This window comes from Reella acinonychis, from assembly GCF_052828705.1.
This window is the reverse complement of record NZ_CM128256.1, coordinates 1,778,648-1,792,416: the sequence shown is the minus strand read 5'-3', so window position 1 is coordinate 1,792,416 and position 13,769 is coordinate 1,778,648. Positions and strand designations below refer to the sequence as shown.

General features: G+C 37.6%; 16 protein-coding genes. 10 read left to right on the top strand and 6 right to left on the bottom strand.

Going from position 1 to position 13,769, the window contains the following annotated elements:
* From era to ACUXZ4_RS08745, 3 genes are all read left to right on the top strand, one after another.
* Positions 1-927 carry a GTPase Era gene (gene era, locus ACUXZ4_RS08755; RefSeq protein WP_464972819.1) on the top strand — a complete coding sequence of 309 codons (927 nt, stop codon included), beginning with the start codon at positions 1-3 and terminating at the stop codon, positions 925-927.
* A 192-nt stretch (positions 928-1,119) separates the two neighbouring features.
* Positions 1,120-2,364 (top strand): dicarboxylate/amino acid:cation symporter, encoded by a 1,245-nt coding sequence (locus ACUXZ4_RS08750; RefSeq protein ID WP_464972818.1) that lies wholly within the window; start codon positions 1,120-1,122, stop codon positions 2,362-2,364.
* A gap of 8 nt (positions 2,365-2,372) precedes the next feature.
* On the top strand, positions 2,373-3,299 hold the full coding sequence (locus ACUXZ4_RS08745) for an ABC transporter substrate-binding protein (RefSeq protein ID WP_464972817.1): 927 nt from the start codon (positions 2,373-2,375) through the stop codon (positions 3,297-3,299).
* Positions 3,300-3,342: 43 nt separating this feature from the next.
* Here the strand turns inward: ACUXZ4_RS08745 and ACUXZ4_RS08740 are convergent, their stop codons facing one another.
* Both ACUXZ4_RS08740 and ispB read right to left on the bottom strand, forming a co-directional pair.
* Positions 3,343-4,089, bottom strand: coding sequence for an epoxyqueuosine reductase QueH (locus ACUXZ4_RS08740; protein ID WP_464972816.1), 747 nt, complete (start codon positions 4,087-4,089; stop codon positions 3,343-3,345).
* Positions 4,090-4,144: 55 nt separating this feature from the next.
* Positions 4,145-5,116 (bottom strand): octaprenyl diphosphate synthase, encoded by a 972-nt coding sequence (gene ispB, locus ACUXZ4_RS08735; RefSeq protein WP_464974024.1) that lies wholly within the window; start codon positions 5,114-5,116, stop codon positions 4,145-4,147.
* Between the two features lie 235 nt (positions 5,117-5,351).
* Here ispB and rplU point away from each other — a divergent pair, with 235 nt between their 5' ends.
* From rplU to cgtA, 4 genes are all read left to right on the top strand, one after another.
* Positions 5,352-5,663, top strand: coding sequence for a 50S ribosomal protein L21 (rplU, locus tag ACUXZ4_RS08730; protein ID WP_005695431.1), 312 nt, complete (start codon positions 5,352-5,354; stop codon positions 5,661-5,663).
* 20 nt (positions 5,664-5,683) lie between these two features.
* Positions 5,684-5,941 (top strand): 50S ribosomal protein L27, encoded by a 258-nt coding sequence (rpmA, locus tag ACUXZ4_RS08725; protein ID WP_005626413.1) that lies wholly within the window; start codon positions 5,684-5,686, stop codon positions 5,939-5,941.
* Positions 5,942-6,014: 73 nt separating this feature from the next.
* The gene (locus ACUXZ4_RS08720) at positions 6,015-6,953 is read left to right on the top strand and encodes a DMT family transporter (protein ID WP_464972815.1); all 939 of its coding nucleotides are present in this window, start codon (positions 6,015-6,017) and stop codon (positions 6,951-6,953) included.
* 31 nt (positions 6,954-6,984) lie between these two features.
* Entirely contained in the window at positions 6,985-8,151 is a 1,167-nt protein-coding gene (gene cgtA / locus ACUXZ4_RS08715; RefSeq protein ID WP_464972814.1) for an Obg family GTPase CgtA, read from the top strand.
* 61 nt (positions 8,152-8,212) lie between these two features.
* Here the strand turns inward: cgtA and ACUXZ4_RS08710 are convergent, their stop codons facing one another.
* Entirely contained in the window at positions 8,213-8,950 is a 738-nt protein-coding gene (locus ACUXZ4_RS08710) for a ComEA family DNA-binding protein (protein ID WP_464972813.1), read from the bottom strand.
* A 163-nt stretch (positions 8,951-9,113) separates the two neighbouring features.
* On the bottom strand, positions 9,114-9,584 hold the full coding sequence (gene bcp / locus ACUXZ4_RS08705) for a thioredoxin-dependent thiol peroxidase (protein WP_464972812.1): 471 nt from the start codon (positions 9,582-9,584) through the stop codon (positions 9,114-9,116).
* Positions 9,585-9,713: 129 nt separating this feature from the next.
* Between bcp and dapA the strand changes: the two genes are divergently transcribed.
* Positions 9,714-10,607: a 4-hydroxy-tetrahydrodipicolinate synthase gene (gene dapA, locus ACUXZ4_RS08700; protein WP_464972811.1), complete on the top strand. Its 894-nt coding sequence runs from the start codon at positions 9,714-9,716 to the stop codon at positions 10,605-10,607.
* A 108-nt stretch (positions 10,608-10,715) separates the two neighbouring features.
* A complete protein-coding gene (gene bamC / locus ACUXZ4_RS08695; RefSeq protein ID WP_464972810.1) occupies positions 10,716-11,717 on the top strand; it encodes an outer membrane protein assembly factor BamC in 1,002 nt (333 codons plus the stop codon).
* A gap of 62 nt (positions 11,718-11,779) precedes the next feature.
* Here the strand turns inward: bamC and ACUXZ4_RS08690 are convergent, their stop codons facing one another.
* The gene (locus tag ACUXZ4_RS08690) at positions 11,780-12,046 is read right to left on the bottom strand and encodes a GrxA family glutaredoxin (RefSeq protein ID WP_464972809.1); all 267 of its coding nucleotides are present in this window, start codon (positions 12,044-12,046) and stop codon (positions 11,780-11,782) included.
* A 130-nt stretch (positions 12,047-12,176) separates the two neighbouring features.
* On the opposite strand from ACUXZ4_RS08690, the gene ACUXZ4_RS08685 reads away from it, so the two are divergent.
* The gene (locus tag ACUXZ4_RS08685; protein ID WP_464972808.1) at positions 12,177-13,076 is read left to right on the top strand and encodes a RimK family alpha-L-glutamate ligase; all 900 of its coding nucleotides are present in this window, start codon (positions 12,177-12,179) and stop codon (positions 13,074-13,076) included.
* A 30-nt stretch (positions 13,077-13,106) separates the two neighbouring features.
* Here ACUXZ4_RS08685 and ACUXZ4_RS08680 read toward each other — a convergent pair whose 3' ends face one another.
* The gene (locus tag ACUXZ4_RS08680) at positions 13,107-13,709 is read right to left on the bottom strand and encodes a hypothetical protein (protein WP_464972807.1); all 603 of its coding nucleotides are present in this window, start codon (positions 13,707-13,709) and stop codon (positions 13,107-13,109) included.
* Positions 13,710-13,769: the final 60 nt, after the last annotated feature.

The window sequence follows — 13,769 nt, the reverse complement described above, 5'->3', positions numbered from 1 at the left end:
ATGACAGAAGAGATTTTATCAGAGGATATGGGCGAAACCTATTGTGGATTTATTGCCATTGTAGGTCGTCCAAATGTAGGGAAATCCACCTTGCTCAACAAAATATTAGGGCAAAAGATTTCCATTACTTCACGAAAAGCACAAACCACACGTCACCGCATTGTAGGTATTCATACGGAAGGGGCTTACCAAGCTGTCTATGTGGATACGCCAGGATTACATATTGAAGAAAAACGTGCCATTAACCGTTTAATGAATCGTGCGGCAAGTAGTGCAATTGGCGATGTAGATTTAATTATTTTTGTGGTGGACGGCACTCATTGGAACGATGATGATGAAATGGTATTAAACAAATTGCGCCAAGCCAAAGCACCGGTTGTGTTGGCTATCAATAAAATCGACAATGTAAAAAATAAAGAAGAAATACTGCCTTTTATCACAGAATTAAGTGCAAAATTTAATTTCAAAGACATTGTGCCAATTTCTGCACAACGTGGCAACAACGTACATATTTTGCAAAAAATCGTACGCGAATCATTGAAGAAAGGTGTTCACCATTTCCCTGAAGATTATGTAACGGATCGCTCACAACGTTTTATGGCGTCGGAAATTATTCGTGAAAAATTAATGCGTTTTATGGGTGAAGAATTACCTTATTCTGTGACGGTTGAAATTGAACAATTTAAGCTAAACGAACGTGGTACCTATGAAATTAATGGTTTAATTTTGGTTGAACGTGATGGTCAGAAAAAAATGGTGATTGGTAGCAAAGGACAAAAAATCAAAACTATTGGAATGGAAGCTCGAGCCGATATGGAAAGACTTTTTGATAACAAAGTGCATTTGGAACTTTGGGTAAAAGTGAAATCAGGCTGGGCGGATGATGAAAGGGCATTACGCAGCCTTGGTTATATGGAAGATTATTAATCTTTTCTGATTAAAAGTGCGGTGGAAAATTTGACAGTTTTTCACCGCACTTTTTTATGTTTTTTTCTATGCTGTTTTTTTATGCAAAAAAGTTATTAGGCTGTGATCCCTCTCACAGAATAAAGATCGGAGGATTTCCTTAGCCATTAAAATATGATCTAATGTTAATCCATTATTAAATAGGAGTTAAATATGAGCAAAAAATTTTCGCTTTCGCTAACAAACCAAATTTTGTTAGCGACCGTTATTGGTTTGATTCTTGGTGCTGTTGTTGGGCCTCAAATTGAGCCTATTGGCAGCTTGGGTACGATTTTCTTGAACCTTGTGATGATGGGGGTACCTATTGTCATCTTAGGGGCTGTAACTGAAGCGGTTGGACAATTATCACCAAGTCAGTTAGGGAAAATGGGCGCTCGTTTGTTTACCATGTTCTTTTTATCGACAGTGATTGCAGCAGTGATTGGCGTATTCTTTGCTTTAGTTATTCAGCCTGGTGTTGGTGTGAATGTGGAAGCCGCCAATGTAAACATCAGCGGACATGGTAAATCCTTTACAGATATTATCACTTCATTCTTCCCGAAAAATATTATTTCGGCATTAAGTCGTGGCGATATGATGCAAGTGATCATTTTCGCTCTATTCTTTGGGGTGGCAACCAGTGTTTACTTAGATAAAACTGGTGATGACAAAGTATTAGAATTTGTTAAATCATTAAATAAAACTATTTTAATTTTAATTGGTTTTGTAATGAAAATTGCGCCAATCGGTGTGGGTGCATTAATGGCTAAAGTTGCAGGTGCTACCGGATTAGCTGTATTGTTACCATTGGCGAAGTACTTATTTACTTTATTCATTGCTACCGCATTGATTATGCTTATTTATGTGTTAATTACGGCTTTTTATGTTAAGGTCTCTCCAATTAAATTGACTCAAAAAGTTATCCCTATGTCAATTATGGCGGCAACAACAACCTCTAGTGCTATGTCTTTACCAATCAAAATGAAAGATTCTGAGGAAAAATTAGGGGTAAGCCACCGTATTTCTAATTTAGTAAATCCATTAGGCATGGTGTTAAATAGTGCAGGTCAAGCGGTTTTCTTATCAATTGCCTCAATCTTTATTATTCAAATTTATAATATCGATATTCCATTTACAGGTATTATTCAAATTGTTGCGTTATCAACCTTAGCTTGTATGGGAACGCTTTCTGTGCCGGGCGGTGCATTAGTGATTTTCGCCAGTTTAATGCCAAGCTTAGGCTTACCTGCTGAAGGTGTTGCCTTTATTGCTGGTATTGACTGGTTCCGCGGCATGATTACAACGATCCCTAATGTAACTGGTGATGCTTTAATTGCGACTATTATTGCAAAACAAGAAGGTGAGTTTAATCGCGATATTTTTGATGGCAAAGTAGTTCATGTGAAAGAAGATGTTTAGGAGAAAGCATGGATAAGTATAAAATTTCATCAACCGGTAATTCGATTAACTATTTGCCACAATATATTGCGGAAAAATTAGGTTTCTTTAAAGAGCAAGATTTGGATGTGGAAACCCATATTCCAGCCAATTGGACACAATGTTTATCTGATATTGATTCTGGCGAATATCATGCAGTATGTGGTGGTATTTGGGTACCGAATATGTATCAACTACATAATGTAAATAAATATTTGTCTTTTGCGAAAATTTCCTCTAAATGTCCTTTTAAATTAGTGGCGAGAGAAAATAAACCATTTAATTGGAAAGATGTTGAAGGCAAAACCATTTTAGTGCCTTGTGATGGGGGAGCGAGTGGATATATTTTCTTGGTCGGAACGCTGAAAAAATATGGTGTTGATGTTTCTAAAGTGAGATTTATTCATGATTTCGTCAATCACATGTTAGTTGAAACCTTCTCAAAAGGGACTTTTGGTGATTATATTTGCACGCAAGCGGTTTGGGCGGATGAATTGCAAGATCAAGGGCATGGCTATATTGTTTCCGAAATGGCAAAAGATGGCGATACTATTCCTTGGAGTGTTTATTATACTAACTTAGCCGTTGCGCAAGATCCAAAAGCATTAAACAAACGCTTTGCCTTAGGATTGCAAAAAGGTATTGATTGGTTATTAGCACATTATCAGACAGATCCTGATGGCGTTATCAGCCATATTCTAGCGGAGCGTTGGGGTGAGTTAAATGTGCAAACAGGCAAAGCCACAGTAGCTCGATTTGTTGAAGAAGGCATGTGGTCTCCATCAATTGAAATAACAAAATCCGAATTTGAAACCTATCTTGAATATCAGTTGGATGCCGGCATTATTGACCGCTTGGTTTCCGCGGAAGAAATGGTGGATTATGACGTATTAGATTTTGTGAATCAGCACAAATAAAAGTGCGGTGAAAAAAATCCCCTTTTTATAAGGGGATTTTTGTTTATTTGTCTGGCGAATAATAGAGTTTACCAATTTCAATGCGCTGGCGGCCATTTTCTAAGCGCCATTTATTTGTGTCACGCAATGAATAAACACAACCGCAGTATTCTTGTTGATAGAAACGTTCACGTTTACTTATTTCAATCATTCGAGCCGTTCCACCGCCTTTACGCCAGTTGTAATCCCAGTAGACCACATCCTCATAAGGTGCTGCCGCGCGATGACCGCAATTGTTAATTTGGTTCATATCTTTCCAGCGCGAAATACCTAAGCAACTGGTAAAAACAGGAAAACCATTTTCATGGGCGTATTGCGCCGCTTTTTCAAATCGCATATCAAAGCACATTGTGCAACGAACTCCGCGCTCGGGTTCCCACTCCATGCCTTCTGCGCGTTTAAACCAGGTTTTGCGATCATTTTCATAATCATCATCCACATCAATAAATGGAATATTATGTTTCTCTGCAAAGCGGATATTCTCTTCTTTACGAATTAAATATTCTTTTAATGGATGAATATTCGGGTTGTAAAAATAAATGGTGAACTCAATACCAGAAGCTAAAATCGCTTCCATCACTTCGCCCGAGCAAGGAGCACAGCAAGAATGAAGCAATAATTTATTGTGCCCATCTGGTAATTCTAATTTAGGGCGTACAAAAGGGGCATTGGGATCTTTTCGCTCTTTTTTCTTTCTATTTTTAGGTTCAAAGTGCGGTGTATTTTGTGGAAGTTTTGTTTGTTCTGTCATGGAAAAAACTCAAAATAAAATGACCGCACTTTTATGCGGTCTTCATGTTTAATCGTTAGTAAGACCGATCGACTGATAAATAAGCCAATGAGATTAAGGCTTGTTTATATTCACTATCTGGTAGGATGTCTATAGCATCTACCGCTTTTTGTGCTTCTTGCTTGGCTCGCTGCATTGCATAATCAAGGGATTGATGTTCAGCCATAATTGCAAGCACATCCTCAATAATCTCTCGTTGTCCACCTTGTTGAATGGCGTTGCGAATGAGTTCAGCTTGTTGTGGATTGCCATGACGCATCGCATGGAGCAATGGTAATGTCGGTTTACCTTCCGCTAAGTCATCGCCCACATTCTTACCTAAAGCTGCAGCATTGGCGCTGTAATCTAAAATATCATCGACAAGTTGGAATGCGGTACCTAAATAGCGACCATAAAGTTGTAAGGCAGTTTCAATTTCTTCACTTGCATTGGCAACAACAGCAGCGGATTGCGTTGATACTTCAAATAAGCGTGCAGTTTTACGGTAGATTACTTGCATATAGCTTTCTTCAGTTGTATCGGGATCATTCACATTCATTAATTGTTGGACTTCACCTTCGGCTAATACATTGGTTGCATCTGACATAATACGCAACATTTTTAATGAATTGAGCTTCGCCATAAGCTGAAAAGCACGTGTGTAAATGAAATCGCCCACTAATACACTTGCTGCATTACCAAACTCGGCATTCGCAGTTGGATTCCCGCGGCGTAAATCAGATTCATCAACTACATCATCATGCAATAAGCTTGCGGTATGAATAAATTCGATAAAGGCTGCACACGTCGGCATATGTTCACCTTGATAATTTAGGGCTTTGGCAGCAAGTAGTGCGATCATTGGGCGAATACGTTTTCCACCACTTTGAATAATATAAAAGCCTAATTGATTGATCAAAGAAACATCTGAATTAAGCTGAGCAAGAATTTCCTCATTGACGAGTTGCATATCTTTCTCAATTAATGCTTGTATGCTATTAATATCCATTAAATTTGTAGTTGTCATCGCAAATAATCTGAATTAAAACTATAAGTGCGGTGGATTTTACCTGATTTTTCACAATTTCTAAAATGAAACCACCTTATTTCAGACTTTTTTTATTTTATTTCAAATAAACGCTTGCTATATGAAGTAATTTTACGTAGAATTTGCGACCTATTTATATGAATTTAATGTGCTAAAAATGAAATGACATTATAAGCACAATATTAGCGGAGTATTTATGTACGCAGTTTTCCAAAGTGGCGGTAAACAACATCGTGTAAGCGAAGGTCAAGTTGTTCGTTTAGAAAAACTTGAATTAGCAACAGGTGCAACTGTTGAATTCGATTCAGTGTTGATGGTCGTTAATGGTGAAGATGTAAAAATCGGCGCTCCAGTTGTTGCTGGTGCAAAAGTAGTGGCTGAAGTTGTGGCTCAAGGTCGTGGCGATAAAGTGAAAATCGTTAAGTTCCGTCGTCGTAAACACAGCCGTAAACAACAAGGTCATCGTCAGTGGTTCACAGAAGTGAAAATCACTGGGATTCAAGCATAATTTCAGAGGAGATCAAGTAGATGGCAACTAAAAAAGCTGGTGGTTCAACTCGTAACGGTCGTGATTCTGAAGCTAAACGCCTTGGTGTTAAACGTTTCGGTGGCGAGTCTGTTTTAGCAGGTAGCATTATCGTTCGTCAACGTGGTACTAAATTCCACGCAGGTTCAAATGTAGGTATGGGTAAAGACCACACTTTATTTGCAACTGCAGACGGAAAAGTTAAATTTGAAGTTAAAGGCGAAAAAAGCCGTAAATACGTAAGTATTGTAACTGAGTAATTTCAAATTAGCAGAATAAAATGCCTCGCTTTCAATTGCGAGGCATTTTTGTTTTAAGGCTTCAAGTATCAGTATGAAACAGCAAAGACCTCTTCTCGGATTTTTATTAGCCCTGACAACAGCAATGGCTTGGGGATCGCTTTCTATTGCTTTAAAACAAGTTGTTACGGTTATGCAAGCGACAACGATCGTTTGGTATCGTTTTGTTGTGGCATCTATTGCTTTATTTCTTATTCTTGCTTGTGCTAAAAAATTGCCGAAAAGATCACAATTTAATCGTTATTATTTTATTTGGGCGATTATAGGTGTGTTGGGACTTGCAGGTAATTTCGTTTTATTTAATTCTTCCTTAAATTATGTAGAACCTGCTGTTACACAAATTTTTATTCATTTGTCCTCTTTCGCTATGTTGCTTATTGGCGTGCTTGTTTTTAAAGAGCGTTTGGGGTTACATCAGAAAATTGGGTTAGCTTTATTAGTGATAGGTTTGAGTTTATTTTTTAATGATAAGCTCGAGCTTTTCCTAAATCTGAATGTGTATTCAATTGGTGTGATATTGAGTATTCTTTCCGCTTTAGTTTGGGTCGGCTATGGCGTTGCACAAAAATTAATGTTAAGACAGTTTTCCAGCCAGCAAATTTTATTGCTTATGTATATTGGTTGTGTCATCGTCTTTATGCCTTTTGCTGAATTTAAACAAATTGAAAATCTGAATTTTTTTACTTGGTGTTGCTTTATTTATTGTTGCTTGAATACGGTTATTGCTTATGGTGCTTATGCTGAGTCGTTAAATCATTGGGATGTGTCTAAAATTAGCGTTGTATTGACTTCTGTTCCTTTATTTACCATTTTATTCTCTCACATTTTACATCATATCGCGCCAACGACTTTTGCTGCACCTGAATTGAATTCATTAAGTTATATTGGCGCCTTTGTGGTAGTATTAGGGGCAATGTTATCCTCTATTGGACATAAATTATTTAAGAAAAACGTACAAAATAAATCAAGGTAGGGAATAATCCTTATCTTACGGAGAAATTATAATGAAATTTATTGATGAAGCCTTAATTCGTGTGGAAGCGGGAGATGGTGGTAATGGCTGTGTCAGTTTCCGTCGCGAGAAATTTATTCCTAAGGGTGGTCCTGATGGTGGTGATGGTGGCGATGGCGGTGATGTTTATTTAGTAGCGGATGAAAATCTTAATACATTAATTGATTACCGCTTTGAGAAACGTTTTGCCGCACAGCGCGGTGAAAATGGACGCAGTTCTGATTGCACAGGTAAACGAGGCCAAGATATTGTCTTACGTGTGCCAGTAGGAACGAGAGCAACGGATAATGATACGAAAGAAGTATTGGGCGATTTAACTAAACATGGCGCTAAAATGTTAGTCGCGAAAGGCGGTTATCATGGTTTAGGTAATACCCGTTTTAAATCTTCAGTCAATCGTGCGCCACGTCAAAAAACCATGGGAACTCCGGGCGAAAAACGAGACTTACAACTTGAATTAATGCTATTGGCCGATGTAGGTATGCTTGGGTTACCAAATGCGGGTAAATCAACCTTTATTCGAGCAGTTTCTGCTGCAAAACCTAAAGTTGCGGATTATCCTTTCACAACCTTAGTGCCAAGTTTAGGTGTGGCTCGAATTGGCGCTGATCGTAGCTTTGTGGTGGCTGATATCCCAGGGTTAATTGAAAATGCCTCTGAAGGTGCAGGACTTGGTATTCGTTTCTTAAAACATTTAGAACGTTGTCGTGTTTTGATTCATTTGGTGGATATTGATCCAATTGATCAATCTGATCCAGCGGATAATATTGCGATTATTGAAAATGAGTTATTCCAATATAGTGAAAAATTAGCAGATAAACCGCGCTGGTTAGTGTTCAATAAGATTGACACTATGAGCGAGGAGGAGGCATTAGAAAAAGCGCAAGAGATCACAGAACGCCTTGGCTATGATGAAGATTATTTCCTCATTTCTGCCGCGACAGGTAAAAATGTGTCGGATTTAACGCGCGAAATTATGGATTTCATTGAAGCCAACCCGCGTGAAGTTGAGGAAGAACAAAAAGCAGAGGAAGAAGTGAAATTCAAATGGGACGATTATCACCAACAAGCCATGGAAAATGCGGTTGAAGAAGATGATTTCTGGGATGATTGGTCTGAGGAAGATGAAGAAGGCGTAGAAATTATTTACGAACGCTAAATAAACAGAAAAGCGCGGTTAAAAATATGAAAATTTTAACCGCGCTTTTTTTATAAATTAATTAAAAGCCAATAAAACCTTTTAATTTTTCTAATGTTGCTTCGCCAATACCTGAAACATTAGATAATTCTTTTAAGTCCTTGATTTTTCCTACTTTATTACGATAATCAATGATCGCTTGCGCTTTCACTGGACCAATGCCATTAAGCTGTTGCAAAGTCGCTAAATCAGCTGTGTTGACATTGACTTTTCCCATTGAGCTGAGCTTTTCTTTTGCCTTATCCGCTTTTTCTTTAACCGAATCCATTTGTTCTTTAGCTTTATGTGCTTTTCCTTTCACATTGTCTGCTTGCTCTTTCACTTTTGACATTTTCTCTTTTGCAGCATCCATTTTTTCATTTGCCATGGATTTTGCAGAATCAACAGATTTTTTGCTCTCAGTGACTTGTTTTTGTGCAGTTTCTTTTGCGTTATTAACTTTGCTTTCCACTTTGGCTTTCGCCGTTTCTTTTAGTTCAGCTACTTTATTTTCAGTTTTTGATTTCATTGCATCTTTTGCTGACGCCATATTATTTGTGCTCTCAGTCACTTTATTTTTAGCCGCTTCCTTAACTGAATTGAATTTATCGCTAGCCATTGATTTCACTGAATCTTTTGCAGCTTTAGTAGTATGTTTAACTGCTTCTACTTGTTGATTTGCCACTTGCTTGGCTGAATTCAACGCTGCGCTATTGTCTGCCAATACGGATGTTGAAATAAGTGCAGCTGTTAAAGTTAATACTGTTTTTAATGCTTTCATTTGTTTTCCTTCATAATAATTAAACCAGATAAATTTCGGTATCATTGGTTTTACTGCTATAAACAATAAATCATGATGTCACTTGGGCAATTGATTTTTGAATTTGTTCCCAATAAGAAGATAAATTTATTTTAGAACTGCTATTTACTTTACGTTCAAACAATTAATTACTATTGCTTAAATAGTCCAAAATCAGTTGATGGTGTTCGCTGGTTTTGAATTTATCAAAAACATGCTCAATTTTTCCGTTCTCATCAATTAAAAAACTAATGCGATGAATACCATCGTAGGTTTTGCCCATAAATTTCTTTTCCCCCCATACACCGAATTGTTCTGCAACTTGATGATCAGGATCAGATAATAAAGGAAAGTTAAGGGCTTTTTTCTCAACAAATTTGGCGAGCTTTTCTGGACTGTCAGGGCTAATGCCTAGAATGATTAATCCTAATTGCTCTAATTCCGATTTGCTATCTCGTAATCCACAAGCTTGGGTGGTACAACCGGGCGTTAATGCTTTGGGATAAAAATAGACTAATACTTTCTGCCCAGAGAATTGTTGGAGTGAAACAGATTGATTTTCATGGTTTTTTAGCACAAAGTGCGGTGCATTTTCACCAATTTTTAATGGGGACATTGAATATTTCCTTATAATTTGGATTTTTCTTTATAAAATGAAAAAAATTGCTTGCAAATTTTGACTATTTTAGCAATGCTAAAGGAAAATTACCAAGCAAACATCAACAAGATATTATGAGAGGTTTTTATGTCTTCAAATCCTTTATTTTTCGGTAGTATCGTCGCATTAATTACTCCAATGGATAGCCATGGCGAAGTTGATTATAACGAACTGAAGAAATTAGTTGATTTCCATGTCGCTTCAGGTACGCATGGCATTGTGTCTGTGGGAACTACTGGTGAAGCAGCAACATTAAGTATTGAAGAAAATGTGAAGACTATTCTCAAGACCTTGGAATTTGCTGATGGTCGAATTCCAGTGATTGCAGGCGCTGGAGCAAATGCTACAAGTGAAGCGATTACCATGACCAAATTACTTACTGGTAGTGGTGTTGCAGGTTGTTTATCTGTTGTGCCTTATTACAATAAACCAACGCAAGAAGGTATGTATCAACATTTTAAAGCGATTGCAGAATGTACGGATTTGCCACAAATTTTATATAATGTGCCAGGCAGAACGGGTAGTGATATGAAACCGGAAACCGTTGGTCGTTTAGCGGAAATTGCCAATATTGTGGGTATCAAAGAAGCAAGTGGCGATGTAAGTCGTGTACGTCAAATTAAAGATTGTGCTGGCGAAGATTTTATTTTCTTAAGTGGTGATGATGCCACTGGATTGGAAAGTATCAAATTAGGTGGACAGGGCGTTATTTCTGTTACCAATAATTTAGCCGCAGCGGATATGGCAAAAATGTGCGAATATGCATTAGCAGGTAAATTTGCGGAAGCTGATGAAATTAATGATCGTTTAATGACTTTGCACCGTAATTTATTCGTCGAAGGCAACCCAATTCCAGTTAAATGGGCTGCATATAAATTGGGACTTATTGCCAACCCAACCTTACGTTTACCATTAACAACATTAAGTGAAGCTGCACAACCTAAGGTGTTAGAAGCATTGCAGATCGCAAAACTCTTATAATTTTAACCGCACTTTTAGGGCTGTGTATGCAGCCCTAAAACTTTTCAGCAAATTTATTGTCTATGCAGAGAGTAAATAGAAATTTCAGTCAATCTTAAGGGACAAATTATGAAAAAATGGCTTGTATCGTTTAGTATTTTAGCAACATTAACCGCTTGTTCTACAAGTAATGAAAGCAAACAATCTGCTAACGATAGCTATGAACGTCAAGGTGCTACGCCTGTTTTTACTAAATTAGAAACTGGTGGTGTCACTATTTTAGGACAAGACAATACTTATCAGTTGCCAACGGATGTTGTGGCGAAAACGGATGGTATTGATATTCGTCCACCATCTACACCAATGGCGATTATTACCCATTCAGTTGCGCAATTTGATGGCGAGCGTTCATTGATCGCCTATCCGTTAGAAAAACAACAGGTTTATAATTTGCAACAAATTGAACGCTTATTGACTGAACAAAATATTGCTTATAAAACAGAAGGTAATCGTATTCAAACTGATTGGACTTCAACAGGTCGGGCAGATGATATTGGTAACACACAAATTCGTTATATCATCGAAGAATTAAGTGATCATCAAGCGAGCGCGTTAACTGTGACAATTGCGGAAATGAAACGTGATGATATTATTTTTACCCCAAGTGTGAAAGATAAAGAACGTTATACGTCAGATCGCTTAAACCAATTAGTCGGCGAGTTGAATCGTGCGTACCGTACGCAACAACAGCAAGTAGCGTTAGAAAATGCCGGTCCTGTGCAATCGGCCTTGATTACGGATAATAACCAACATTTAGCTTTAGCTATGAATGTAAATTTCCGTCAAGCTTGGAATAAATTAGGTGATGCATTACCACAATTAGGCTTTAATATCGAAGAAGAAGTTGCAGGACGTGGTTATCGTGTGTTGAAATATAAAGCACTTGATGCAACGGAATGGGCGCGTTTTGGTGTGACTCAACCTGATTTAGAGCGTGGCGAATACTATATGCAACTTAATGCTTATGGCAATGAAAGTGCAGTTGTGATGAGTAATGAAGATAAAGAAGCTTTAGCAGGCGAAGCTGGACAGGCAGTTTACCAAGCCCTACAAGCAATTCTTGCCAAATAGTTGATGATTAGAAAGTAAAATGGAAAAGTGATTGTTCACTTTTCCATTTTTTATTGTCTGTATTACACATTAATACCAAATTGAGCTTGGCTAAAGGCTTGGAAATCTGTGCAACCGCCAATTGGTTTGCCATCAATGGTTACCTGTGGTACGGTTTGCACTTCATCTACACCAATCAACTCAGCAATATCATCTTTTGTGAGATTCTGTGCGATCATATCAATAAATTCATAGCTAAAATCAGCCACTTCAGCTGTTAATTTTTCTGCTAAATTTTTTGCTCTAACGCAATATGGGCAGCTCATGCGACCATAGATTTTTACAAACATAATATTTCCTTTTCTGTGTTATGGTTTGCTCATTCTAGCGGATTTTTTAATAAAGTATAAATGATTTCAATCATTGATCTGATTGAGGTAATATTAGCGCAATGAAAACTGATGAGTAAGATGGTATCAAATGAAATTTCTAATGCTATGCCGAGAGCCTAGATTATACAGTTGCCAGCGTTTAAAAGAGGCAGCTGAACAATGTGGTCATCAAATGGATATTTTGGATCCAAACCGTTTTTTATTAAAACTTGAACAAAACGCACCGCACTTTAATTTATATTATCAAGAGAATTATAAAGCTACGCCTTATCCTGTGCCAGATTATGATGCGGTGTTGCCACGTTTTGGTTCTGCCAGTACCAAAATGGGCTGTGCTGTTTTACGTCATTTTCGGGCGAAGTCGGTACCTTGTTTAAACGACGATATTGCTTTCTCACAAGCCAGAGATAAATGGCAAAGTTTGCAACTTTTACAGCAAGAAGGGATTGCAGTGCCGAATACTTTACTGGCGGGTTGTGAATGTGAAGTAGGGGAAAGCATAAATTATATTGCAGAGCCATTAATCATCAAAACGTTATCGGGATCGCAAGGTATTGGCGTGATTCTGGCAGATAAAAAGCAGCGAGCAGTCAGTATTTTAGAAACCTTAAAAGATGCGAGTGTGCCAGTGCTATTACAGGATTTTATTGAAGAAGCTAATAATGCCGATATTCGTTGTTTTGTGATTGGTGATAGCGTTGTAGCAAGTATGCAACGACAAGGGCAAAATGGAGAATTTCGTGCCAATTTTCATCGTGGTGGCAGTGCAGATACCTTACAACTCAATGAAACGGAAAAAGCAATTGCTATCAAGGCGACTAAAGCATTAGGTTTAGATGTTGCAGGCGTGGATCTTATTCGATCTCAACATGGATTGCTCGTTCTTGAAGTTAATGCCAGCCCAGGTTTAGAAATGATAGAGAAGACCAGTGGCATTGATATTGCACTGCAAATGATTATTTATTTAGAGAAGAAATTAATGAGATAAAGATAAGCCCAGCATTTAGCTGGGCTTTATTTATGAAACGCGTTTATCAGGATTCTGTATTTGATATTCTGGTGGCAATTGAGGATTGATTTCTTCCTCATGTAATGGCACCGCGTCTTGTGTAGGTTTCGTTGGCGCATCTTGTAGATCATTTTTTGATTTATCAATTAAATTTGCACGCATTTTGGGGTGCTTTGTTTGTGGAGATAGCCAAATATCAATAAATGCCTGATTAAATTGCTGATCAAATTCGTAATCTAACACTGTATCATTAAGTACAAAATAGCCCTTATCCTCAAGAGCAATATAGCTTAACTTATCATTAGGTGAGAAATCAGGAAAAATACGTTGTAATTCCTTTAACCAGCCCTCAGTATCAGCTTCGATTTTAAAATTCTCTAATTCTTTAATTAAGCTAACGGCAAAATTCTTCCCTTCTACTTGTTTGTCATAAGTAAAAGTTAACATTAATGGGCGCTCATTTTCTTGATAATTGCCTGTTTCAGTGTGCAAAGCGATGGTATAAACTAAAAAAGGTCCCCAGTTATAATCTGTTTTACCAACAGGTTGCCATTGTGCCCATAGCATTGTCGGCAAGAGTAGTAATGAAAGTACAACGGATTTAAATGTCATAGCCTATATATTAGAGGAAAAAATTAGCTAAATTATAGCAATAATTTTTAGATGAAAATA